15 protein-coding genes are annotated in these 24,006 nt (G+C 71.6%); 9 read left to right on the forward strand and 6 right to left on the reverse strand.

Going from position 1 to position 24,006, the window contains the following annotated elements:
- Window positions 1-99: 99 nt before the first annotated feature.
- The 3 genes from ACZ601_RS01705 to ACZ601_RS01715 all read left to right on the forward strand — a co-directional run bounded on the left by ACZ601_RS01705 (window position 100) and on the right by ACZ601_RS01715 (window position 9,096).
- Window positions 100-2,661, forward strand: a complete 2,562-nt coding sequence (locus ACZ601_RS01705; RefSeq protein WP_469531967.1) for a S8 family serine peptidase — start codon at window positions 100-102, stop codon at window positions 2,659-2,661.
- Complete coding sequence (locus tag ACZ601_RS01710; RefSeq protein ID WP_469531969.1) at window positions 2,661-5,597, forward strand: FG-GAP repeat domain-containing protein; 2,937 nt, start codon at window positions 2,661-2,663, stop codon at window positions 5,595-5,597. Before ACZ601_RS01705 ends, ACZ601_RS01710 begins: the two co-directional genes overlap by 1 nt.
- A gap of 115 nt (window positions 5,598-5,712) precedes the next feature.
- Complete coding sequence (locus ACZ601_RS01715; protein WP_469531971.1) at window positions 5,713-9,096, forward strand: ATP-binding protein; 3,384 nt, start codon at window positions 5,713-5,715, stop codon at window positions 9,094-9,096.
- Window positions 9,097-9,181: 85 nt separating this feature from the next.
- Here ACZ601_RS01715 and ACZ601_RS01720 read toward each other — a convergent pair whose 3' ends face one another.
- Window positions 9,182-10,840 (reverse strand): acyl-CoA dehydrogenase family protein, encoded by a 1,659-nt coding sequence (locus ACZ601_RS01720; protein WP_469531973.1) that lies wholly within the window; start codon window positions 10,838-10,840, stop codon window positions 9,182-9,184.
- 51 nt (window positions 10,841-10,891) lie between these two features.
- Window positions 10,892-11,512: a TetR/AcrR family transcriptional regulator gene (locus ACZ601_RS01725; protein ID WP_469531974.1), complete on the reverse strand. Its 621-nt coding sequence runs from the start codon at window positions 11,510-11,512 to the stop codon at window positions 10,892-10,894.
- A 73-nt stretch (window positions 11,513-11,585) separates the two neighbouring features.
- Between ACZ601_RS01725 and ACZ601_RS01730 the strand changes: the two genes are divergently transcribed.
- From ACZ601_RS01730 to ACZ601_RS01750, 5 genes are all read left to right on the forward strand, one after another.
- Complete coding sequence (locus ACZ601_RS01730; protein WP_469531976.1) at window positions 11,586-13,121, forward strand: class I adenylate-forming enzyme family protein; 1,536 nt, start codon at window positions 11,586-11,588, stop codon at window positions 13,119-13,121.
- A gap of 36 nt (window positions 13,122-13,157) precedes the next feature.
- A complete protein-coding gene (locus tag ACZ601_RS01735) occupies window positions 13,158-13,760 on the forward strand; it encodes a TetR/AcrR family transcriptional regulator (protein WP_469531978.1) in 603 nt (200 codons plus the stop codon).
- Between the two features lie 190 nt (window positions 13,761-13,950).
- Entirely contained in the window at window positions 13,951-14,886 is a 936-nt protein-coding gene (locus ACZ601_RS01740) for a TauD/TfdA dioxygenase family protein (protein ID WP_469531980.1), read from the forward strand.
- A gap of 118 nt (window positions 14,887-15,004) precedes the next feature.
- Complete coding sequence (locus ACZ601_RS01745) at window positions 15,005-16,312, forward strand: MFS transporter (protein ID WP_469531982.1); 1,308 nt, start codon at window positions 15,005-15,007, stop codon at window positions 16,310-16,312.
- 39 nt (window positions 16,313-16,351) lie between these two features.
- A complete protein-coding gene (locus ACZ601_RS01750; RefSeq protein ID WP_469531984.1) occupies window positions 16,352-18,064 on the forward strand; it encodes an aldehyde dehydrogenase family protein in 1,713 nt (570 codons plus the stop codon).
- Between the two features lie 162 nt (window positions 18,065-18,226).
- On the opposite strand, the gene ACZ601_RS01755 is transcribed toward ACZ601_RS01750, so the two are convergent.
- The gene (locus tag ACZ601_RS01755) at window positions 18,227-20,098 is read right to left on the reverse strand and encodes a transketolase (protein WP_469531986.1); all 1,872 of its coding nucleotides are present in this window, start codon (window positions 20,096-20,098) and stop codon (window positions 18,227-18,229) included.
- Window positions 20,099-20,525: 427 nt separating this feature from the next.
- Between ACZ601_RS01755 and ACZ601_RS01760 the strand changes: the two genes are divergently transcribed.
- The gene (locus tag ACZ601_RS01760; protein ID WP_469531988.1) at window positions 20,526-20,771 is read left to right on the forward strand and encodes a DUF6343 family protein; all 246 of its coding nucleotides are present in this window, start codon (window positions 20,526-20,528) and stop codon (window positions 20,769-20,771) included.
- Between the two features lie 206 nt (window positions 20,772-20,977).
- Here ACZ601_RS01760 and ACZ601_RS01765 read toward each other — a convergent pair whose 3' ends face one another.
- The 3 genes from ACZ601_RS01765 to ACZ601_RS01775 all read right to left on the reverse strand — a co-directional run bounded on the left by ACZ601_RS01765 (window position 20,978) and on the right by ACZ601_RS01775 (window position 23,753).
- The gene (locus tag ACZ601_RS01765; protein ID WP_440573950.1) at window positions 20,978-21,202 is read right to left on the reverse strand and encodes a hypothetical protein; all 225 of its coding nucleotides are present in this window, start codon (window positions 21,200-21,202) and stop codon (window positions 20,978-20,980) included.
- 205 nt (window positions 21,203-21,407) lie between these two features.
- Entirely contained in the window at window positions 21,408-21,587 is a 180-nt protein-coding gene (locus tag ACZ601_RS01770; protein WP_440573951.1) for a DUF6480 family protein, read from the reverse strand.
- A gap of 120 nt (window positions 21,588-21,707) precedes the next feature.
- Window positions 21,708-23,753 (reverse strand): MMPL family transporter, encoded by a 2,046-nt coding sequence (locus tag ACZ601_RS01775; RefSeq protein WP_469531990.1) that lies wholly within the window; start codon window positions 23,751-23,753, stop codon window positions 21,708-21,710.
- Window positions 23,754-24,006 lie beyond the last annotated feature (253 nt).

The following is a 24,006-nucleotide window of genomic DNA, read 5'->3' on the forward strand; positions in this document are numbered from 1 at the left end:
AGTCCTTGGGCCAGCGCCCCTGCGGGCCTTGTAATGCCCGAGTAACGGCGTCCTCCTAGCGTGCGGACTCCCCCGTACCGTTCCTGGAGGAGCATCCCGATGCACCTGTCCCGATCGCCCCGGCGCAGAACCGCCGCATGGGCGGCCGCAGCGCTCACCGTCACGGGCCTGCTGATCGGCCCACCGTCCGCGGCCGCCGCTTCCGGGCCGACCGCCCAGGTCGACGCCGCCCTGCTGAACGCCGTGGACGGCGGCGGCGACGCGTCGTTCTTCGTCGTCCTGAAGGACAAGGCCGACCTCTCGCCGGCCAAGAGCAAGCGCGCCCACGCCGCGAAGGCGAAGTCGGCGTTCAGCGAGCTGAAGACCAAGGCACAGACCAGCCAGCGCTCGCTCAACTCCTTCCTCGACAAGAAGAAGGTCGGCCACCAGGACTTCTGGATCGCCAACACGGTCAAGGTCACCGGTGACGCGGACCTGATCGCGGAACTCTCGAAGCGCTCCGACGTCGCGCGGATCGTCAAGGAGCAGCACTACAAGCTCGACGACATCGAGAGCAAGCCCTCCAAGGCAGCGACGAAGGCGGCCGTCGACACCGCCTCGAAGGCCGCGGCCACCGAAGCGGACGGCGCACCCGAGTGGGGCGTCAAGGACATCAAGGCCGACCAGGTCTGGGACGAGTACGAGGACCGCGGCGAGGGCATCGTCATCGCCGACCTCGACTCCGGTGTCCAGTACGACCACCCTGATCTGGTCGGCAACTACCGGGGCAACAACGGCGACGGCTCCTTCACGCACGACTACAACTGGTACGACGCCAGCGGTCAGTGCCCCACGTCCGCTCCGTGCGACAACAACGGCCACGGCACGCACACCATGGGCACGATGGTCGGCAAGGACGGCGTCGGCGTCGCCCCCGGCGCGACCTGGATCGCCACGAAGGGCTGCGAGACGGACTCCTGCTCGGACGCGTCACTGCTCGCGGCCGGCCAGTGGATTCTCGCGCCGACCGACCACAAGGGTGAGAACCCGCGCCCGGACCTCGCGCCGAACATCGTGAACAACTCCTGGGGCGGCGGCAACACCACGTTCTACCAGGACACGGTCGAGGCCTGGAACGCGGCGGGCATCTTCGAGGCGTTCGCGGCCGGCAACGCCGGTGACGGCGCCACCTGCTCGACCACGGAGGCACCCGGCGCGCAGGCTCCGGCCTACGGCGTGGGCGCGTACGACTCGACCGGGAAGATAGCCAAGTTCTCCGGCTTCGGCCCGTCGCTCGTCGACGGCTCGATGAAGCCGAACATCTCGGCCCCGGGCGTCGATGTCCGGTCCACCTGGCCGGGCGACACGTACAACACGATCTCCGGCACCTCGATGGCGACTCCGCACGTCTCCGGCGCGGTGGCGCTCCTGTGGTCGGCGGCCCCGTCGCTCATCGGTGACATCGATGCCACCCGCGCCCTGCTCAACGAAGGCGCGACGGACGTCGACGACACGCACTGCGGCGGCACCGCGGCCGCCAACAACGTCTGGGGCGAGGGCAAGCTCGACATCTACGCCTCCGTCGAGAAGGCTCCGCACAGCGCCGGCACCGTGACCGGCAAGGTCACCGACAAGGCGACCGGCACCGCGCTGTCCGGCCTCTCCATCCAGGCCACCGACGCCGCAGGCGCCTCTCGTGCGGTGCACACCACCGCGAACGGCGGCTACCGGCTGACCCTGTCGGCCGGCACGTACGACTTCACGGTGAGCGGCTACGGCTACGCGACCTCCACCGTCTCCGGCGTCGAGGTCACCGAGAGCGGCGACCTCAGCCAGGACTTCGCACTCGACGCCGTCACCTCGCACCAGATCTCCGGCTCCGTCAAGGACGTCCAGGGCCGGCCGCTGGGCAAGGCCACCGTCGAGATCTCCGGTACGCCGGTGAAGCCGGTCACCACCGGCACCGACGGCACGTTCACCCTGCCCGAGGTCGCCGAGGGCAGCTACACCCTGACCGTGACGCCCGCCGCCCCGGTGCTCTGCAACGGTGTGTACGCCGAGGCCCTCAAGGTGGCCGGTGACATGTCGGAGAAGGTCAAGCTCCCGCTGCGCACCGACTCCTACGGCCACACCTGCTCCCCGGCCACGTACTCCTGGGTCAACGGCAAGGACAAGGTGACGCTCAGCGGTGACGAGGACGCCACGACGATCTCGCTGCCGTTCCCCGTGGAGCTGTACGGCGTCGACTACACCAGCGCCTCGGTCACCACGAACGGTCTGATCAACTTCATGGAGCCGCGGCTCGGCGACTTCGACAACGTCGCGCTGCCGTCCGTTGCCAAGCCCAACGGCGCCGTCGCCGCCCTCTGGGACGACCTGGTCCTGGACAAGAAGTCCAGCGTTCAGACGGCCACCAAGGGCGATGTCGGCCACCGTACGTTCGCCGTCGTCTGGAACAAGGCCGCCTACGCGGACGGCTCGGGCGGCCGCGCCACCTTCGAGGCCGTCTTCGACGAGGCCACCGGTGCGGTGACGCTGCAGTACAAGACGGTCGACGACCGGGGCGTCGGTGCGACGGTCGGCATCGAGAACCAGGCCGGCGTCGACGCACTCCAGTACTCGTACAACCAGCCGGTGCTGACCGCCGGTTCCGCCGTTCGTATCGCGCCGGAAGGCAAGTAATGAGAACCCACGCCTCGCGGCGGGCCCTGCGGCTCGCCTCCACCCTCGTCGCGGCCGGTCTCGCGCTGACCGCGGCCCCGCACGCCCTGGCCGCCGACAGCTCCCCCACGGCGATGCGCCTCACCGCTGACCAGGCGAAGCAGCTGGCCGCGAACGCCCACGTCGATGTGTACGGCGACGGGGAAGGCACGGCCAAGGACGACGCCACCACGAAGGACCACGGCACCTCCCTCCAGGGCTCCCCGGCGAAGAAGGCACCGAAGGCCTCGGCGTCCGGCACCGACGCGACGGACACGCCCGTCACCTTCACCAAGAAGTCCGCGCTGGACGGCGTCGCCGGTCTCGGCGCCACCGTGCCGGCCGGCTCCCGCGGCTACTTCACCGTGCACAGCCTCGCCACCATCCAGTTCCACAAGACCGACGGCTCCACCACCTGGTCACGCACCAGCGACTCCCTGTACGCGGACTGGAAGATCAAGAACCTCCGGCCCTGGCAGACCGAGTTCTACCCGGCCCGGGTGATGATGGGTTACAACGCGGTCAGCCCGTTCTCACCCTATTCCGACCAGGGTTACGACTCGGGCGACCTGACCGGTGACGGCGTCCCGGACCTGGTCTTCTCGGCGAGCGTCGGCATCGACCCGCCGACCGGCGTCACCATCCCCGGCACCACGATGACGTCCGGCACGGTGGTGACCGTCCTGGACGGCAAGACCGGGAACACGCTCTGGTCGAAGGTGTACGCCTACGCCGGCATGGTCAAGATCGTCGACGGGACGCTGCTGGTCGCCGACTCACCCCAGCTGAACGGACAGCCTCCGGCCGACGCGACGGGCGCCCTCTACGGGACCCGGTTCTCGTACGCCGATGGCGCGCTGACCCCCTCCTCGACCTGGACCTACGACACCGGGGAGACCGGTACGGCCGCCTGGGGTTCGCTGGAGGACGCGGGCGACGGGAAGGTCGCCGCCTCCTGGAACCTCAGCAAGACCGCCACGACCGCCGCGCGGGGACGCACCCTGGTCCTGGACACCTCCGACGGTTCCGTCGTCTGGAAGACGGACAGCGAGCTGTACGGGCGTCAGCTGCACCTGGACGCCGCCCGTGGCCGGATGGTGGCCCTGGAACAGGCGGACACCTCGGACGCGGTCAAGTACCAGATCGTCTCCTACGACCTGGACAGCGGCAAGCGCATCACGCTGAACACCCGGATCAACGCCCTGCCGACCGCCATGACGATCGGTGACGTGGCCCCGGGCGGCGGGACCGAGTACGCGGTCAGCGAGTCGACGCTCGACACGAATCTGTTCCTGAACGCCAGTACCGTCCGTGTCCTGAGCGGCTCGGACGGCGCCACGGTCCAGTGGACCAACACGACCAAGCGCTCGCCCGGCAACGCGCACAACGCTCCGGCCACCTGGCACATGGATGTCGTCGGCGGCAAGCTGATCGCCGCGGCTCAGGACGACACGGACAGCGCACTGGCACAGAACATCGGCAGCCTGCGGTACGGCTCGCTGACGGCGTTCAACGCCAAGGGAAAGGTCGCCTGGCGGCAGGCCGGGCTGAACGCCTCACCCATGTTCCAGCAGGCATACCGCTCCGGTGGCACCGACTACGTGCGGACCATCGACCCGCAGCAGAACATCCACGAGTACAAGGTGGACAACGGCAAGCAGCAGAGCCTGACGCCGCTCCAGGGTGACCTCAACTACGCGCAGGCCGCCGATCTGGACGGCGACAAGAAGCCGGACGTGGTTGCCGGCGGAGAGTCGAACGGTGTGTGGGCATGGTCCGGCCCGTCACTGGTCAAGGGCGCGCCCAAGCAGCTGTGGAAAACCACCGTGCCCGGCTCCGTGCTCAGCGTCCAGACCGGTGACGTGACCGGTGACAAGAAGCCGGAGGTGATCGTCGCCGCAGAGAAGGCGGTGGTCGTGCTCGACGGCACCACCGGCAAGATCCTGACGACCATCGACGGCGGCGGGCAGTACGTCCGCTCCGTGACCGTCGCCGATGTCGACGGCACGGGCAAGGCCGAAATCCTCGTCCCGACCGACGCGTTGCGCGCCTACAAGGGCAACGGCAAGGCGCTGTGGACGTATTCGGCCCCCGCCGACGCGGGCGACGTGGTCTTCTCCGACACCGTCACCGGTGACGGTCAGGTGTACACGCAGTACGCCTCCAAGAACGCGCTGGACCTGCCGGACGCCGCCGAGAACGGTGTCGCGCTCGACGGTGCGAAGGGCACCGTGAACTGGAAGGCCGATCCCAAGGCGCCGGCCAAGGCGGTCGACGGCAAGCTGCACGGCGCGCTCCTCGACCACGCCGTCTTCGCCTCGCCCAAGATCCCCTACGCGGACGGGCACGCGGTCGTCTACACCTGGCTGGCGCTGACCGATCCCACCACCTCCGGCGACATCTCCACCGCGACCCCGCACATGGTGGCGGAGATCCGCGACGGGCGCACCGGCGAACTGCTGCACCAGACCGTCAATGGCAGTCCGTGGTCGCACGGCAACTTCTTCATCGACGGCACGGGCGGCCCGTTGTACGACATGAGCTTCGGTACCTTCCATGGATACGGTCCCGACGGCCAGGACACCAGCAGTTCGGTGGTGGCGCCGCTGCGGACCGCCCAGTTCATCACCGGCCCCGGCGGCCGCAAACTGGTGGCGGGCGGCGTGGAGGGCGGCGTGGGCGTATGGGACCCGTCGGTCCTCACGTCCGGCTGGTCCTTCCAGGACGGTGTGGGCAGCGCGGGCACCATGGGCGGCCGCAACTACCTCGCCGCTGACCTGGACGGCGACGGAGTCGACGACATGGTCTCGCTGAACTTCGACCACCACGGCAACAACCGGATGGCTCAGGAACTGGGCGGCGGCGTCCTGTCCCTGAACGACGCCAGTCGTCAGATGGTGGTGTACACCCTGTCCTGACCGCTCCAACCGGGCCGCGCGGCGCCATGGCGCGACGACCCGCAAGCGCTTGACCACTGAGGACCCCCGGCGGCGGCCGGGGGTCCTCAGCATGCTCGGTTACAGTTGCGCCCTCATGAACGCACGACGTACCACCGGCACCGATCCCGTGGCGCCACGCCTGAACCTGCACCTTTTCGGCGGTTTTCGGGCTACCAGGGAATCCGGCGCGGCACCCGCCGAGCGCTGGCCGAGAATGACCGCACAGGCCCTGGTGAAACTGCTCGCCGTGGTGCCGGAGCACCGGCTGCACCGCGAGCAGGTCATCGACATCTGCTGGCCGGACTCCGATCCGCACGCGGCGCAGGGCAGCCTGCGCGTCGCTCTGCACTCCGCCCGCCGGATCCTGGAGCCCGAACTCGCCTCACGTGCCACGTCCTCCTACCTGGTCTCGGAGGGGGCACTGCTGTTCCTCGACCCGGCGACGGTGTGGATCGACGCGGACCAGGCCGAACGGGACGCGCTGGACGCGCTGGCGAGTGGCGGCGTGGCGGAGCTGGCGCGGGCCCTGGAGTGGTTCTCCGGCGAACTGCTGCCCGAGGACCGTTACGCCGACTGGGCCGAGGGCCGTCGGGCCCAGCTCGCGCGGCTGGAGGAGCGGGTGCTGCTGGGCCTCGCGTCGGCGCAACTGGAGGCGGGCGCGGCGCAGGAGGCGGCCGCCGCCGCCGAACGGGTCCTCGAATCGAGCCCCGCGGAGGAGCTGGCGCACCGCATCCTCATCGACGTGTACACGCGCCAGGGGCTGCGGCGGCGCGCGGTGCGGCAGTACCACGTGTGCCGGGCCGCGCTGGACGCGGAGCTGGGGGTGCGGCCGGGTGCGGAGACCGAGCGCCTGCACCGGATCGCGCTGGCGGCGGAGCTCCCGCTCGTACCGTCCGCGCCCTCGCTGCCGGCGGTCCTGCGGGTCCCGGTCGCGACCCCGCTGCGCGGACGCGAGGCCGTCCTGTCACGGCTGCTTGCGGCAGAAGGCCCCGCCGTCGTCAGGCTGCTGACCGGTGAGGCCGGGGTGGGCAAGACCCGGCTGGTGGGCGAGGTGGCGCGGCGGGCTGCCGCATCCGGTACGGCGGTGCTGTGGGGCGGCGGGCACGACGCGGAGGGGCACACGCCGTACGGGGCGTTCGCGGAGGCGCTCGACGGGTGGCTCGCCGAACGCGACCCGGACCAGCGCGCCGGGGTCGGCGCGGAGTACCCGGAGCTGGCCGCGTTCCTCCCGGCGCTGGGCCGGGTGCGTGCGGACGAGGAGCGGAGCCCGGAGGAGGAGCGGGACCGGCTGTTCCGCGCCACGGCCGGGCTGCTCGGCGAACTGTCCTCCGTGCAGCCGGTACTGATCGTCCTGGACGACCTGCACGCGGCCGACGAGGGCTCGTTCCAGCTGCTGAGCCACTTGGCGAGGCGGGCGGCGCAGACGGGCGGCCCCCGGTTCCTGGTGACCTGCCGCGAGGAGGAGATACCCGACGGCGATCCGCGCCGGACCGGGCTGACGTCGCTGCTGCGCCAGGGGCTGGCCACCCGCGAGGAGGTGGGCCGGCTGAGCCAGGAGGCCTGTCTCGCGGTGGTGCGCGACACGGTGCCGCTGCCCGCCGCCCCGCACCTGGCGCCGGGACCCGGCGACCCGGCCGGTGACGTCGGGCAGGACGACCGGCTGAACCGGGTGTGGGAACTCTCCCTCGGCAACCCGCTGTTCGCCGTCGAGCTGGCCCACGGCCTGGCCGAGGACGTGTCCGGCGTCCCGGCGCCGGACGGAATCCGGCAGCTGGTGGCGGAACGCCTCGGCCGGCTCGACCACGACACGCGGCGCATCGTCGAGGCGCTCTCCGTCGCAGGGCCCGAGACCGCCCTGTCCGAACTGCTCGATGTCGCCGCCCACGGACTGCACCCGCCGGTCTCCGGCGGCGCCGCCACCGACGCGCTGGAGCACGCCATCGGTGCCTCCCTCGTCGAGGAGCGCGAGATCGTGCTGGCCGGCCAGCACGAGGCCGGGCTGATCTTCCGGCACCCCCTGGTCCGTCTCACCTGCTACGAGGAGCTCTCCTCGGTCCGCCGCAGGCAGTTGCACGGCGCGTTCGCCCAGGCGGTGCTGCGCCGCCGCCCCGACGCGGTCGACACCCTCGCCGCGCACTTCGCGCACGCCGACGACCCGCGCGCCGCCGAGTACCTGCGCAGGGCCGCCGCACGGGCCGCTGCGCTCTTCGCCAACGACACCGCCGACCGCTACTACCGGGATCTGGTGGCGCGGCTCGACGTGGACGCGGCCCGTGCCCGCCTCGCGCACAGCCAAGTGCTGTGCCGGATGGGCAACTTCGGCGAGGCGGCCGAGGTGCTGCGGCTCGCGCTGGACGAGTTCGCCCGCCGGGGCGACCACGAGGACGTCGTCCTCACCGCCGCCTGGCTGGCCGACGCCCTGGCGCGGGCAGGCGGCCCGGAATCCGGCCGGCGGGTGCTGGGCGAGCATCCCGTGACCGAGGACACCGCCCCCGAGCCGGCCGCCGGGCACTACCTCGCGCTGTCCATGATCTGCAAGATCCAGGGACGGTACGAGGAGGGCTACCTGGCCGCCCAGCAGGCGCTCGCCGTCGCGCTGCGGGTGTCCGGCAGGCAGGGGCAGGGGCTCGTGGCCCGCTCGTACGCCCTGCAAGCCAGCAACCTCGGCCTCAACGGGCGGCTGGACGAAGCCCGTACGGCCGCCGGCCGGGCGCTCGCTCCGGCCGAGGAGTACGGGGACCCGACCCTGCTCGGCTCGGTTCTGTCGACCTTGCGGGAGAACCGGCGGCGGGGCGGCCGGCTGCGCGAGGCCGTGGCCATGGGAGAGCGCGCCCTCGATCTCGCGGAGCAGTCGGGCGATCCGATCGCGGCCGCGTTCGAGCGGGCGAACCTCGCCGAACTGTTCCTGCTGCTCGAAGAGTTCACCGCCGCGCGGACGCTCGCCGAGGCGGCGGTGGCGAGCGCGGAGCCGGACGACGCGTGGTGTCTGCCGTACACCCTGGCGACGCTGGCCCTGGTGCGGATACGCACCGGAGAGCCCTCGGAGGCGGCGGCCCTGCTGGATCGGGCCGAGCGGTCCGCCGTGGGCATGGTGGACCGGCAGGCCGGCCACGAGGTACGCACGGCCCGCGCCGAACTCGCCCTGCGCGCGGGCCTGCCCCGCGAGGCGCTCAGTGCGGTGGACGGATTCGCGGAGGAGGCCCCGGTGCTGGTTGCCTGGGGGCAGCTCCGCGCGGGGCATGCCGCGTCGGCGCGGCGGATCGCGCACGCGGAGGTCGGACGGGCGGCGCGGACCGGTGAGCGGATCGCCGAGGCGGACGCGCGGATCGCCCTGGCCGTGGCCCTGTTCCGGCTCGCGGAGCACGCGGCCGCGCGGGAGGCCCTGGACCGGGCCGAGGCGCTGGTGCGGGCGCTGCCGTATCCGGCGGGGATCCGCCACGCGGCCGACGCGCGCCGGCTGATGGACAGGGCCGCCTGAGACGGGGGTGCACCCGAGCCACATCCCCGCACCCCCGCATCCCCGTCTCCCACGTCTCCCGGGCCTCCCCCGGTCTCAGGCAGTCTCAGGCGGGGAGCCGCTCCAGCAGTCCGGCGAAGTCCGTGCCCGGCGCGAGGGTGCCGAACGCCTGGCCCCGGTCCCCGTCCAGCCTGGACGCGCAGAAGGCGTCCGCGACCGGGGCCGGTGCGTGCCGGACGAGCAGGGAGCCCTGGAGCACGAGCGCGGCGCGTTCGATGAGACGGCGGGCGCGCAGCCGGGCGTCCTCGGTGAGGACGAGTTCGCCGCGCAGTTCCTGCCAGGCGGCGTCCAGTCGCCGGTCGGCGCCGGAGGCGGCCTCGATCTCGGTGTGGAAGGCCTCGAAGGACTCGGGCTCACGGGCCAGCGCCCGCAGCAGGTCGAGGGCGTTCACATTGCCGGAGCCCTCCCAGATGCCGTTGAGCGGGGCCTCCCGGTAGAGGCGCGGCATGCCCGACTCCTCGACGTATCCGTTGCCGCCGAGGCATTCCAGCGCTTCGGCCACCGCGACGGGCTGGCGCTTGCAGACCCAGTACTTGGCTACGGCCGTGGCGAGCCGCAGGAACCCGCGCTCCCCGGTGTCGCCCCGCTGTGCCCGGTCGGCGGCGCCGGCCAGCCGCAGCGCCATCGTCGTCGCGGCCTCCGACTCCACGGAGAGGTCACCGAGCACGTTGCGCATCAGCGGCTGGTCGATCAGTTTCGCGCCGAACACCGAGCGGTGGCGGGCGTGGTGGGCGGCCTGGGCGAGGGCGGCGCGGGTACCGGCGGCGGAGCCCAGAACGCAGTCCAGGCGGGTCATGGTGACCATGTCGATGATGGTGCGTACGCCCTTGCCCTCGGTGCCGACGAGCCAGGCCACCGTGTCGTCGAACTCGGGCTCGCTGCTGGCGTTGGCACGGTTGCCGAGCTTGTCCTTGAGCCGCTGGATTCGGAAGGTGTTGCGGCTGCCGTCCGGCAGTACGCGCGGCACCAGGAAGCAGGAGAGTCCGCCGGGCGACTGGGCGAGCACGAGGAAGAGGTCGTTCATCGGCGCGCTGGTGAACCACTTGTGCCCGCGCAGCCGCCAGGTTCCGTCGGCCGCTTCGGTGGCCGCGGTGGTGTTGGCCCGTACGTCGGTGCCGCCCTGCTTCTCCGTCATGCCCATCCCGGCGAGCAGGCCGGGCTTCTGGGCCGGGGTGCGCAGGCCGGACTCGTAGACCCTGCTGGTGAGCAGCGGCTCGTACGTCTTGGCCAGGTCGGGTGAGTGGCGCAGCGCCGGGACCACGGCGTACGTCATGGAGACGGGGCACAGGTGTCCCGGCTCCAGGGTCGTCATCAGCATGAAGCCCGCGGCGCGGGCCACATGGGCGCCGGGGCGTTCGTCGGCCCAGGCCGCACCAGCCAGGCCGGCGCCCACCGAAGTGTCCATCAGGTGGTGGTAGGCGGGGTGGAACTCGACCTCGTCGACGCGGTGTCCGTAGCGGTCGTGGGTGCGCAGGACGGGTTCGTGGTCATTTGCCTGGTCGGCCCAGCGCTGCGCCTCCTCGCTGCCGACGAGGCGGCCGAGGCGGTGCAGTTCTTCGACGTGCCACTCGGCGCCCTCGCGCCGCACGCCCTCCAGCAGCACGGCGTCGTCCGCGAGGTCATGGCCGGTCAACGGCGGTGTCTGGTTGGTTACTTCGTGGGTCGGTGCGGTGGGGTGGCTGCGAGGGGCGTCGGTCGTGGTCACGGGTTTCCTCCGAGTGGGATGGACGGGAGGCGGGGGTTCTCGCCGGTCCGGTCAGGGCTGCGGGGAGCCGGGCGCGGCGCCCGCGCAACGCAAGGCCATGGCGACGAGTTCGGCGAGGAGCGCCTCCGCAGCCTTCTCGTCGCGGGCGGCGAGCGGGTCGACGAGCACTTCACCGATCGCCCCGGTGAGCGCGGCCGCGGTGATCTCGCCGTTCTGGGCGGGCAGCAGGCCGGACTCGATGCCCTCGTGCACGACCTGGGCGAACAGGGCTCGGTAGCGGCGGCGGAATTCGAGGCGTTCGGCGCCGACCGCGGGTTCGGCCGGGGCGGCGAGCAGCGCGTAGGCCAGTCCGCGGTTCTCCAGGGCGCGGCGGGCGAAGACCTCGACGCCGCGTCCGATCCGCCCGACGGGGTCTCCCGGTCCCTGGAGCACGTCACCCAATACGTCGACCTCGCGCCCGGCGGCGCGCCGGAACACCTCGACGGCGAGGGCGGTCTTGGACGCGAAGTGCTGGTAGACGGAACCGGCCGCGATGCCCGCCGAGTCGGCGACGGCGGTCACGGACGCCTGTGACCAGCCCACTTCCGTGATCACCGAGGTGGCACAAGTGATCAGGTGCTCTCTGGCGGCTTCGAGCCGACTGATTTCGGCTGGGGTCTTGCGGTAGGCCATAAAAGAAGTGAACCATCATTCAGAGTTTCCCGCCACGGTCGGTTCCACCGGCCCGGCCCGCAAGGAGAACGTCATGCACCTCAGTACCCTGCTGGACAGCGCGGTCCGCTCGGCCGGCGACAGCGAAGCGGTCGTCTACCGTGAGCGGCGCTGGAGCTACCGCGAGTTCGCCGACGCGGCGCGCCGCGCCGCGACCGTGCTGCGGGAGGCCGGGCTGCGGCCGGGAGACCGGCTGGCGGTGATGACGTACAACACCCCCGCCTTCCTGTTCGCGGCGTTCGGGGCCTGGTACGCGGGCGCCACGCTGGTGCCGGTGAACCACAAGCTGCGGACCGCGGAGGTGGAGCGGCAGCTGAGGCACTGCGGGGCCAAGCTCGGGGTCGTCGACGCGGAGATCGGGGCGCGGGCGACCTCTGCGGACACCGGCACGCCCTGGCTGGTCAGCCACCCCGACGCCGGGGACGGCGAGCTGCCCGCCGACTCGTTCGAGGCACGGATGGCACGCGCCGAGCCGTGGTCCGCGGAGCCGGGCCCGGACAGCGACGTCGCGCAGATCCTGTACACCTCGGGCACCTCCGGGAACCCCAAGGGCTGCGTCCACACCCACCGGGGCATCGCCCTGACGGCGACGTACACGGCGGCCGCCATCCCGCTTCAGCGGGACGAGCGGTTCCTGATCTGCATGCCGATCTGGCACGCGTCGCCGCTGAACAACTGGGCGATGGGCACACTGCTGCTGGGCGCGACGGTGGTGCTCCAGCGCGAGTACGAGCCACGCGGCATGCTGGAGACCATCCAGCGGGAACGGATCACCGCCCTGTTCGGCGCACCGATCGCCCTGATCACCCCCGTCCGGGCGGTCGAGGACTTCGCCGCGTTCGACCTGACATCCGTGCGCGCCTGGATCTACGGCGCCGGCCCGCTGGACGCCGACACCGCGCGCCGGCTGATGAAGGCGTACGGCTCCGACCGATTCCACCAGGTCTACGGAATGAGCGAGACGGGCCCCGTGGGGGCTTCGCTCTCACCGGCCGAGCAGGTGACGAAGGCGGGTTCGATCGGGCGCGGTGGGATGCCCGGCGTGGATCTTCGGCTCGTCCGGCCGGACGGCACGGACGCCGGGGCCGGGGAGACCGGAGAGATCTGGCTGCGCTCGGACACCCGCATGACCGGATATCTCGACGACGAACCGGCCACCGCCGAGGCGTTCGCGGGCGATTGGTACCGCAGCGGTGACCTGGGCAGGGCCGACGAGGACGGATTCGTGACGGTCGTGGACCGGATGAAGGACGTGATCATCACCGGCGGGGAGAACGTCGCGTCCCAGGAGGTGGAGGGCGTTCTGCGCGGCCATCCGGACGTCCTCGACGTCGCCGTCCTGGGGCGTCCGAACCCGCAGTGGGGCGAGACCGTGGTGGCCGTGGTCGTACCGCGCGCGGGCGCGGAGGTCGACCTGGAACGGCTGCGCGGCTGGCTGGAGCCTCGGATCGCGCGCTACAAGCTGCCCCGCGAGCTCGTCCTGCGGACGGAGCTGCCCCGCACACCGTCCGGAAAGATCACCAAGCACGTCCTGCGCGCCGAACTCACCGAGGCCGCCGCGCACCCCTGAGAACGGCCTCGTGCGGGGCCCGCGTAGGGTCACGGCATGGCCGATGAACAGGCACGGACCGCCCGCCGGGGCCCGGGGCGGCCCCGGGAGGAACGCGTCACCCGGGCCGTGCTGGACGCCGTCGTCGAGCTGGTGACGGAGAACGGCATGAGCGCCCTGACGATGGACGCGGTGGCGGGCAGGGCAGGCGTGAGCAAGCCGGCCATGTACCGGCGCTGGGCCACCAAGCAGGATCTCGTCATCGCCGCCGCGGAGTCCCGGATCGGCCCCCTGGACGTTCCGGACATGGGCGATTTCCGGGCCGAGCTGCGTGCCGTGCTGGCCGCGCGCATGGAGGCGTACCGGCAGCCGGGCATCAACCGCCTGCTGGCCGGGGTGATCGGCGCCGCCTCCGAGTCGGGGGCCGGACGCGACGCCTACCGCGACTACACGGCCCGGGTGATGAGCGAGACCCGTCATCTGCTGGAGCGCGGCGTGGCGCGCGGTGACGTGCGGGCCGATGTCGACGTGCCCGCCGCCGCGACGCTCGTGGCGGCGTCCCTGGCCTTCCGCATGGTCGGCGAACAGCAGCTCCCTGACGAGGAGTTGGTCGACTCCGTGGTGGATTTGATCTCCCGCGCGGTCGCCGCCCTGCCGTAGGGCGTGTTTGAGAAGTCCCGTCTGCCCGCCCGCGAGAAGCGGGCCACGGGGGCCGTCGGCATGCCCGGACGACGCCCGCGACGGACCGTTGAAGCTTCGGTAAATCAATCCCTCACACCCCTTGCCCCGCCACATCTTGATATCGATACTGCTGGTTACGTAATCAGCCTCGCTGTCGGGAGGAACCCTCATGCAGAGCGCGACGACCAACCCTGTCGACAACCCCAGGCCGGTCCTGGACAAGCCCCTCATGCACTACGGGAGCCGGGTCCTGGAACGGCTCGCCCCGGGCGCGGAGCCGTCCGCGTACCGGCACGTGGAGATCAGCCCGCTCACCCCGCACTTCGGCGCGGTGCTCGGCGGCGTCGACCTGACCGGCCCCATCCCGGACGAACTCGCCGGGGAGCTGCGGCAGGCGCTGCTGGAGTGGAAGGTGATCTTCTTCCGGAAGCAGACCGGGTTCACCGCGGACCACCAGCTCGCCCTGTCGGCGGTCTGGGGACCGCCGGAGCCCAACCCGTTCTTCCCCAGGACCGGCACCGCGGGCGTCTCCCGGCTCGCCAAGGACGCCAAGGCCGCCGGGAACAAGAACATCTGGCACAGCGACCATTCGTTCATGGCCAACCCTGCGCTCGGCTCTGTCCTGCGCGCCGTGGAGGTACCGGCCGCGGGCGGCGACACCATGTGGGCGGACATGGCGGCCGCCTACGACAACCTGCCCGAAGAGCTCAGGCAACGGATCGAGGACCTCACCGCGGTCCACGACTGGGCACCCAGTTGGGGCGCGCTCATGAACGACGGGCAGAAGGCCGAGTTCCGCAAGCTGTGGCCGCAGGTCGAGCACCCCGTCGTGGTCCGCCACCCGCGCAGCGGCCGCCGCACCCTGTACGTCAACGAGCCGTTCACCACCCGCGTCAAGGGCCTGTCCGACGCGGAGAGCCGCGAGCTGCTGGACATCCTGGTGCTTCAGGCCCGCATCCCCGAGTACCAGGTCCGCTTCCGCTGGGAGGCCGACTCCATCGCCATCTGGGACAACATCGCCACCCAGCACTACGCGATCAACGACTACTTCCCGCAGCGACGGGTCATGGAGCGCATCGCCGTCGCCGGCGTACCGCTGTCCTGAACCCGACCTGCCCTGAACGGACCGGCTCGCACCGCCCGCCGATCGCGGTGCGGGCCACACTCCGCGACCTCGAAGACCGCACCCCGCAGGACGTCAACCCCGCCTCCCAGGAGTCTCCATGACCGCGGCACCGACCGCGCCGCCCCAGCCCCACGCTGCGGCCGCGGGACCCACCACCAGCAGCAGTAACGTCCGTGCCTGGACGGTGACCGCGCTGCTCGTGGTCTTCATGATGGTCAACTTCGCGGACAAGTCCGTCCTCGGCCTGGCCGCCGACGAGATCCGTGCGGACCTGCATCTGAGTGCCACTCAGTTCGGGCTCGTCAACGGCGCGTTCTTCCTGCTCTTCTCGGTCGCCGCGGTCGTTGTCGGCCTCGCCGCCGACCGGGTGTCGCCCAAGCTGCTGCTGGTACTCATGGCGCTGCTGTGGTCCGTGGCGCAGGTGCCCGCCGCGATCGGCGGCGGGCTCGCCGTCCTGATCGGCTCCCGCGTCTTCCTCGGGGCGGCGGAGGGACCGGCCTTCCCGGTGGCCCAGCAGGCCACCCTCGCGTGGTTCCCCAACCACCGGCGCAATCTGCCCGGCGCGCTGATCACCCTCGGCGTCACGCTCGGCGTGATCGTCTCCGCGCCCGGCCTGTCCTGGGTGATCCAGCACCACGGCTGGCGGATGGCCCTGTGGGTCCTGGCAGGCGTGGGACTGGTGTGGGCGGCCGTCTGGGCGGTTTTCGGCGCCGACGGCCGGCACCAGATCGGCACGGCGGGCGCGAACACCCGCGCCGAGCGGGCGGCGGCGCAGGTCCCGTACCGCCGGATCCTCACCAGCCGCACCTGGATCGGCGCCACGGTCGCCTACTTCACCAGCTACTGGACCGTCGCCCTGATGCTGGTCTGGATGCCGTCCTACCTGCGCAACGGCCTGGGCTACACAGCCGACGAGGCGGGCACCGTCGTCATCGCGCCCTGGACCATCGGCGCGGTCGCCCTGCTCGCCCAGGCCGGGATCACCGGGTGGCTGATGCGCCGGGGTACCGGCAGCCGGCGTGCCCGCGGCTGGGTGGGCGGTGCCCTGCTCGCGCTCGGCGCCGTCTGCTGTCTGGCCCTGCCGCTCGTGGACGGCTCCACCGCCAGGACCGTGCTGGTCGCCCTCGGCTTCGGTCTGGGCGGCTCGTACGCCGCCGTGGCCGCGACCAGCGTCGCCGAACTCTCCCCGCCGTCCAGGAGCGGTGGGACCCTGGGCGTCATGAACGCGGTGGTGACCGCCGCCGGTCTCGCCGCGCCCGCCGTCGTCGGCGCCCTGGTCGACGCCCAGGGATCCGACGGGTACCAGAGCGCGATCGTCCTCTCCGGCCTGCTGCTGACCGTCGGGGCAGCGGCGTCCTTCTGGCTCGTCGACCCGGCCCGGGACATCGCCCGGCTGTCCGCCTGACCCCGCCCCCACCCGCAGCCCACCCTCAAGGAACCCTCCATGAGCGCCGCACCCGTACTCGACACCGCCTCGCTCGACCTCGCCGTCGCCGAGCTGCGCGACCACGCCGCGAGCTGGACCGCCACACCACTGGCGGAACGCATCCGGCTGCTGGAGCGGATGCTCCCGCGCATCGCAGAAGCAGCCCCCGCCATGGTCGCCGGAGCCGCCCGCGCCAAGGGGTACGGGGCCACGTCGCAGTGGGCCGCGGAGGACTGGGTGACCGCCCCCTGGGCCCTGGCGCAGATGGTGAGCGCGTATCTGCACGTACTGCGCAGGGTGGCGGCGGGAGACGATCCGGTCGGCGCCGGGGCCGTCCATGAGCGCGACGGCCGTGTGGTCGTCGACGTCTTCCCCGCCACCGCCTCCGACCGGCTGCTGCTCAACGGGTTCACCGCCCAGGTGTGGACGCTGCCCGGAACGACCCGCGCGGACGTACTGGCCGACGCGGCGGGCGAGTACCGGGGCCGGCAGGGGCGCCCGGGGGTCGCCCTGGTGCTCGGCGCCGGGAACGTCCCCGCCATCACCCCGCTGGACATCCTGCACAAGCTGTACGCGGAGGGCCACGTCGTCCTGGCCAAGATGAACCCGGTGAACACCTATCTCCGCCCCCAGTTCGAGGAGGTCTTCGGCGAGTTCATCGAACGGGGCTGGGTCCGCTTCGCCGACGGCGGCGCGGAGCAAGGCGCGCACCTCACCGCGCACCCGGACATCGACACCATTCACGTCACCGGTAGCGAGCGCACCCACGACGCCATCGTCTGGGGCACGGACGACCGGGCGGGGCGGCGGCGCAGCGAGGACATCCCCCTCAACGACAAGCCGTTCACCAGCGAGCTGGGCGGGGTCAGCCCCTGCATCGTGACGCCGGGACCGTGGAGCGCGGCGGACTTCCGGTTCCAGGCCGAACACATCGTCACCAGCAAGATGAACAACTCCGGCCACAACTGCGTCGCCAGTCAGATTCTCGTGGTGCCCCGGGAGTGGGACGGCACCGAGCGGCTGCTCACCGAGATCCGCGGGGTGCTGCGCGAACTGCCTTCCCGCAGCGACTACTACCCGGGCGCCGCGGAGCGGCTCGACGCCGTCGTACGGGCCCACCCGGACGCGGAGACGCTGGGCGAAGCGGCGTGCCGCATCCTGGTCCCGGACATCACGGACCCGGACGACCCGATGTTCGACGTGGAGGTGTTCGCCAGCGCGCTCGGGGTGGTGCGGCTGCCGGGTAGCGACGCGGCCGGGTTCCTGCGCGCGGCGACCGAGTTCGCCAATGGCAGGCTGCCGGGCACCCTCGGCGCCACCCTGCTGGTCCATCCCAGGACGGAACGCGCCCATCGCGCGGCGGTCGAAGAGGCCATCGCAGCCCTGCGGTACGGCACGCTCGGCGTCAACTGCTGGTCGGCGTTCGGCTTCCTCCTCGGCTACACGCCGTGGGGCGCGTTCCCGGGCCACACCCGTCAGGAGATCGGCAGCGGCATCGGGTTCGTGCACAACGCGTTCATGCTGGAGCACGTCGAGCGGACGGTCCTGCGCGCCCCCTTCGCACCCGCGCCGCGCGGCCTGTTCACCGGTTCGCCGTCGCTCTCGCCCCGCCCCCCGTACTACGTCACCAACCGGACCGGCCGTACGACGATGGAGCGGCTCACGGCCTACACCACCGATCCCAGGCCGTCGCGGCTGCCCGGCATCTTCGCCTCGGCCCTGCGCGGCTGATCCGAGGGCCGTGCGGGGCACCGGCCCTGCGCGGCCGTCGGGTCAGTGCAACTCGACGCGAGCGCCGGGAAGGGCTTGAGCCCGGCATTCAGAACGTGAGCAAGCTCCTCGGTCGCGTGATGATCCTCCTGAACCGCGCCAACGGGACCGGGCTCAAAGCTGTCAGCTGCGCTTGACCAGGCCGCGGGCCGAGTCGGCGATGTGGGAGCGGGAGATCCCGGCCGCGTCGAGGAGCTCGTCCGTGGTGCCCGATTCCGGCAGGCCGGTGACGGAAAGATGGGCGAAGCGCGGGTTGCTGCCGGACGTCGCGAGAGCCGAAAGGACCGCTTCTCCGAGGCCTCCTTCGGGATGGTGGTCCTCGACCACGACCAGGGCTCCCGTCTCCGAGGCCGCGCGGACCAGGGTGCCCGCGTCGATGGGCTTGACCGAGTACAGGTCGATCACGCGGGCCGGGATGCCGTCGGCGGCGAGTTCATCGGCGGCGGCCAGGCACTCGTGCAGGGTCACACCGGCGCCGATCAGGGTGACCTGGTCGGTGTCACCCCCGCGCAGGGTCTTGGAGCCTCCCGGCCGGAAGGTCTCGTCCCCGTCGTAGAGAACCGGGTAGGCCCCGCGCGTGGTGCGCAGGTACGAGATGCCGTCGATATCGGCCATGGCGGCCGTCAGGGCGGCGGCCGAGGTCGCGTCGGACGGATAGAGGACGGTGGATCCGAGGACGGCACGCATCATCGCAAGGTCCTCGACACCCATCTGGGAGGGACCGTCGGCTCCGATCTCCACGCCGCTGTGGGTCCCGCACAGGGCCATGGTGACCTCGGAGACGGCGGCCATCCGGATGAAGTCGTGAGCCCGGGTGAGGAAGGCGGCGAAGGTGGTGGCGTAGGGACGGTAGCCGCGCACGGCCATGCCGACGGCGGTGGCGATCATCTGCTGCTCGGCGATGTAGGTCTGGAAGTACCGCTCCGGGTGGGCCTTCTTGAAGTCCTCGGCGTGCGTCGAGTTGCCGACCTCGGCGTCCAGGGCGACCACGTCCGGGCGGGCCCCGAGGGCAGCCAGTGCCTTGCCGAAGGCGACCCGGGTGGCGACCTTGTCCCCCACGTCATAGCGGGGCAGCTCCACCGGACCCGCTGCCGGGGCCGGGGACGGGGCGGCCTCCGGCGGCCGGGGGCCGCTCACCCTGAGATCGCGGATGCCGCCCAGTTCCGCCACGGCCCGCTCGGCCAGGTCCTCGGGCAGCGGTTTGCCGTGCCAGCCTTCCTGGTCGGCGACCTCACTGACGCCCTGGCCCTTCACGGTCCTGGCGACGATGACGGTGGGTGCCTGCCCGTCGGCGGCGGTGGTCAGGGCCCGGTCGACCGCTTCGAGGTCATGGCCGTCGACCACGATGGCCCGGCAGCCGAACGCCTCGGCCCGCCGCGCGTAGGCAGCCGTGTCCCACTGCAGCTCGGTCGGTCCGCTCTGGCCGAGCCGGTTCACGTCGACGATCGCGGTGAAGTTGGCCAGCTGGTGCCGCCCCGCCTTGTCGAGCGCCTCCCAGACGGAACCCTCGCTCATCTCGCTGTCCCCGCAGAGCACCCATACCCGGTAGAGCTGCTTCTCCAGATCCCGGCCGGCCAGCGCGATGCCGACCCCGTACGCGATGCCCTGGCCGAGAGACCCGGTGGCCAGGTCCACCCAGGGCAGCACCGGGGTGGGGTGGCCCTGGAGGCGGTGACCGAATCGGCGGTACGTGGTCATCAGCTCCTCGTCACCGATGACTCCGACGGCCTTGAACATGGCGTAGAGCAGCGGTGACGCGTGCCCTTTGGAGAAGATCAGGTGGTCACCGGCAGGGTTGTCCGGCGCCGACCAGTCGTAGTGCAGGTGGCGGGCGAGCAGGACGGCCATCAGATCGGCCGCCGAGAGGCTGGAGGTGGGGTGCCCGGAACTCGCGGAGGTGCTGGACCTCACGGAGTCCACGCGCAGTTGCTGGGCGAGCTCGAAGATCTGGTGCAGGTCGCTGCTGGAATCGAGCGTGGTCGGTCGGGTGGACATGGCCGGGCCTTTCGTACGGGTGCGGAGGGAGAGACGGTGCGGAGGGAGAGACGGTGCGACGGAAGACGGTGCGACGGAAGACGGTGCGACGGAAGACGGTGCGACGGGGAGAGGTGCGACGGGAGACGAGTTCCCTGATCCGGGCGATCCATCACATCTCCGGTCCGCTTGACCTCGTTCGGCCGTGGGCCGCGGGTGGAGGCAGCGGTGGAGGCCGCACGACGGTGCTGCGCACGTTGCCGAACCGTCCACGCGCTGCCGGTATCACCCCAATGCACGATGCTCCCTCCTGCTCCCGGTTCCCGGACGGCTCCGGGGCCACCGCGCATTCCGGCGTTCGAGGACACCGCCGGGCCCGCCCGGTCGGGCTCCTGAACGCTACGGTGGCCAGGGGCTGACACGACACGCCTGAGGAGCGCGAAACCGGATGAGACGAGGCACGGAACCCGCGAACGCCCGCAGCGCGCTGCGCCTCAGGAGAATTCTCGCGACGACGGCTCTGCCGCTCTTCGTGGTGGCCGCGGTGCTGCTGGCCCTCGGGGCGGCTGCCGCCGGTCCCGGCGATACACCGACCCGCACGGAACTGGCCGTTCTCGCCGGTGTGTGCGCCCTCCTCGCCGCGACCGCCGGCATCGACCTGCTGGTGCTCCGGCGGAGGCTGAGACGCCAGTGAGGTCATGCCTGCGGGGGGCCTGCTCGAAAGCAGCCCAGGTCACGAGGCCGGCTGTCGCGGTGATCCGGACCATCAGCGGTCGGCATTCTTACTCGCCGCATTCACACCCCCGGCAGTGCGAGTCAGCTCCAGCCACACGCAGCGCATCCATCCAGCGTGGACGACCGGTCGGCCGAGGCACTCAAGCGCCGACTCCTGCCGCGACATCAGGGGGCTGTGTACTCGTGGGCGGGGGCGCCCTGCCACTCGACGAGGGACGCACAGTCGAGGGCCCGCTCGGGGTTGGCCATTCCGGCGTCGGCGAGGAACACGATGACGTCGTGGTCGCTGTGGGCGAGCCCGAGCCGTTCTTCGCGGCCGGCGATGTGGACGGTGACGAGCCTCGCACCGGAGGGTGCCGGCCGGTGGATCACGATCGGAGGCGTAGCCATGATTCCAGCGTGACCCTGAGCGCCGCCGCCCGCATCCGCTCCGGACGCGGGCGCCCCCGCACGGCATGCGAATGGTTCCGGTCAGTGGTGCCGGCGGAACGCGCGATACACCAGTGGCCCGCATAGCCGCCTTCTCCTGCGCCGAACAGCGGGACCCGGGGGCGCCCGCCGGGACATCGTGGGTGGGGACGCGGCGCCGGTCGGATCACAGGGCGAATATGCGGGCGATGAAGAAGGCGGCGACGAGAACCGCGCCGAAGACGATGAGTCCCAGCCAGATCTGCGGATGCTCCCACACGCCTCCGTCCGGGCGCTCTTCATGGGCTTCGGCGATGCAGCCCTCTGCGGGAGGGGTCTCAGTGGGATATACGAGGTGCTCAGCCATGGTTCAAGCGTGGTGCCATACACCCGTCCGCGCATCTCCAGACCGCCTGGGACCTCAGCGGAACGGCGGTCGAGCGTCGCTGACCGCCGGGGAGAGGCGCGGCCCCGTCCGTGCGGAGGTTCATCTCTTCTTGCGTGGCAGGGGGGTGCGCCACCAGTTGGCGTCGCCGAGGAGCGCCACGAGGGCCGGTGCGAGCACGCCGCGGACGATGGTCGCGTCGATGACGATGCCGAGCGCGAGCGCCGTGGCAAGGATCCTGACGTCGGTGGTGGGGACGCGTGACAGGGCGACGAAGGCGAGGAACAGGATGAGTGCCGCGGAGCTGACGAGCCGGCCTGTCCGGGCGACGCCCAGCACCGTGGCGGTGTCCGTGTCGGCTCCGGCGTCGTGTTCTTCGCGGATCCGGGACAGCAGGAACACCTCGTAGTCCATCGAGAGGCCGAAGAGGAACGCGAACACGGCGATCGGGACCCAGACGGTGATCGCGCCCGATGCGGACTGCCCGAACAGGAACTCGGTACCCAGGCCGTGCTGCCAGATCAGGACCGTGATGCCGTATGCGGCCCCGAGCGAGAGCACGTTGAGCACCAGTGCCTTGACCGGCAGCCAGAACGAACGCAGGGCTCTGGACAGGAGCAGGAACGTCACGACCACGATGATGGCCAGCACCCAGGGCGCGTTGCCGTAGACGGCGCTGAGGAAGTCGGCGTCCTGGGCGGGGCCTCCGCCGACCTGGGCACCGGCCTTCTCGGCGGCGGTCCTGATCTGTGCGGCCGCATCGGCTCCGGCCTCCGTGGAGGTGTCCGCACGCGTCCACGCCTCGACGACGGAACGGCTGCCGTCGGTCCAGGCGGGTGGTGCGATGACGCCCGCCACGCCTTCGGTACCGCCGAGTGCCTCACGGACCTTCGCCACGTCCCCGGTGACGATCTCGACGGGATGCGCGAGACCGGCTCCGATCGACGAACCGTCCAGTTGATCCACGGCGGAGGCGGCCGGCCCGCCCAGGGATGCCAGTGACTCCGTCGTGGGCCGGCCGAGCCGCAGACCGAGCACCGGCGAGGCCAGTGCCAGCAGCACCACCGTGGCCGCCAGACCGGCCGCCCAGCGGTGGCGCACCACAGCGCTGCCGACCGCGTGCCAGAGCCTGCTCCCGGAGGCGCGGGAGCGCCGGCCGGGCCACTCCAGCCGCCTGCCCACCGTCAGCAGGAGAGCCGGGAGCAGGGTGAGGGCGGCAGCGACGCTCATCAACGGAATGAGCAGCCCCGTGAATCCGACGCTTCGCAGGAACGGGACGGGCAGGACGATCAGTGCCGCCAGGCTCACCGCCACGGTGACCCCGGAGAAGAGCACGGAGCGACCGGCCGTGGACATGGCCCGCCGCACGGCCTCCTCGGTGTCGGCCCCGCGGCCCAACTCCTCGCGCCAGCGGGTCACGACCAGCAGCGCGTAATCGATCGCCACCCCCAGGCCGATCAGGGCGAGCAGGTACTGGACGATGAACGAGATGTCGGTGACACCCGTCAGGCCCCACACGATCAGGAACGTGGTGAGGATGGAAGCGGCGGCGATGAGCAGCGGCATCAGCGCGAGGGCGGATCCGAACACCACCAGCAGGACGATCAACGCGCCCACGCCGCCGAACAGCGTCTCGGCGAGCACCCCGGCGCCGCCACCGCCGCCGTCCGACTGCAAGGCGTCCTCCCCGGTCACCCGCACCGTCTCACCGGAACGCTCAGCGACTTTCGTCAGGGCCGGCAGGGCACGGGCATAGGGGTCCTGGCCGGGCACCGGCCGGGGGTAGACCAGGATGACGCCGGTGCGTTCGTCGCGGGACAGCAGCGCGGATTCGTCACCGAACGAGGCCACACGCGCGCCGGGCACCGCGCGCCGCACATCGGCGACCAGAGGTGCCGCCGCCGACCGCTGGACACGGGCGTCTCCGTCACCGACGACCAGCAGGACGGGTGCGTTCGATCCGCCGGAACCGAAGTGCTCCACCAACTGCTCGTTCGCCTCGTAGCCGGGCTGGTCCGGCAGTCCGAACTCGAAGCTCAGGGCAGCGGTCGCCTTCGGTGCGGCGTAGCCGCCCACCACGGCCAGGAGCAGCCAGACTCCGAGTACCAGGAAGCGGTGCCGGATGACGAAGCCAGTCAGTGTGTGCACGCGTGTTGTCTCTCAGGTAGAGGCTGGATTCCGCTGGTGGGGTGACACCTTTTGACACTTCGTCTCCCACGGCCACTTCGGATGCAGCAACGAGGATGGGCAGTGCGCGCGATCAGGTCGGCACGATTACACGTCGTGTGCGCGTCGCACGCATCCGCAGTGCCGTCCCCTGCGGAAGTATCTCCAGCAGGCGGGCGGTCCTCTCCACGGACCGCCGGCTTGCTGTACTGACTCCCGTTCGAGAGAGAGGCGC

The sequence above is a fragment of the Streptomyces sp. NPDC104307 genome, assembly GCF_055584045.1.

Coding starts and splice junctions, on each gene's coding strand:
- ACZ601_RS01725 (WP_469531974.1), bottom strand. CDS start 11,512: ATGGCCTACCGCAAGACCCCAGCCGAAATCAGTCGGCTCGAAGCCGCC.
- ACZ601_RS01735 (WP_469531978.1), top strand. CDS start 13,158: ATGGCCGATGAACAGGCACGGACCGCCCGCCGGGGCCCGGGGCGGCCC.
- ACZ601_RS01765 (WP_440573950.1), bottom strand. CDS start 21,202: ATGGCTACGCCTCCGATCGTGATCCACCGGCCGGCACCCTCCGGTGCG.
- ACZ601_RS01745 (WP_469531982.1), top strand. CDS start 15,005: ATGACCGCGGCACCGACCGCGCCGCCCCAGCCCCACGCTGCGGCCGCG.
- ACZ601_RS01710 (WP_469531969.1), top strand. CDS start 2,661: ATGAGAACCCACGCCTCGCGGCGGGCCCTGCGGCTCGCCTCCACCCTC.
- ACZ601_RS01715 (WP_469531971.1), top strand. CDS start 5,713: ATGAACGCACGACGTACCACCGGCACCGATCCCGTGGCGCCACGCCTG.
- ACZ601_RS01770 (WP_440573951.1), bottom strand. CDS start 21,587: ATGGCTGAGCACCTCGTATATCCCACTGAGACCCCTCCCGCAGAGGGC.
- ACZ601_RS01750 (WP_469531984.1), top strand. CDS start 16,352: ATGAGCGCCGCACCCGTACTCGACACCGCCTCGCTCGACCTCGCCGTC.
- ACZ601_RS01755 (WP_469531986.1), bottom strand. CDS start 20,098: ATGTCCACCCGACCGACCACGCTCGATTCCAGCAGCGACCTGCACCAG.
- ACZ601_RS01740 (WP_469531980.1), top strand. CDS start 13,951: ATGCAGAGCGCGACGACCAACCCTGTCGACAACCCCAGGCCGGTCCTG.
- ACZ601_RS01730 (WP_469531976.1), top strand. CDS start 11,586: ATGCACCTCAGTACCCTGCTGGACAGCGCGGTCCGCTCGGCCGGCGAC.
- ACZ601_RS01760 (WP_469531988.1), top strand. CDS start 20,526: ATGAGACGAGGCACGGAACCCGCGAACGCCCGCAGCGCGCTGCGCCTC.
- ACZ601_RS01705 (WP_469531967.1), top strand. CDS start 100: ATGCACCTGTCCCGATCGCCCCGGCGCAGAACCGCCGCATGGGCGGCC.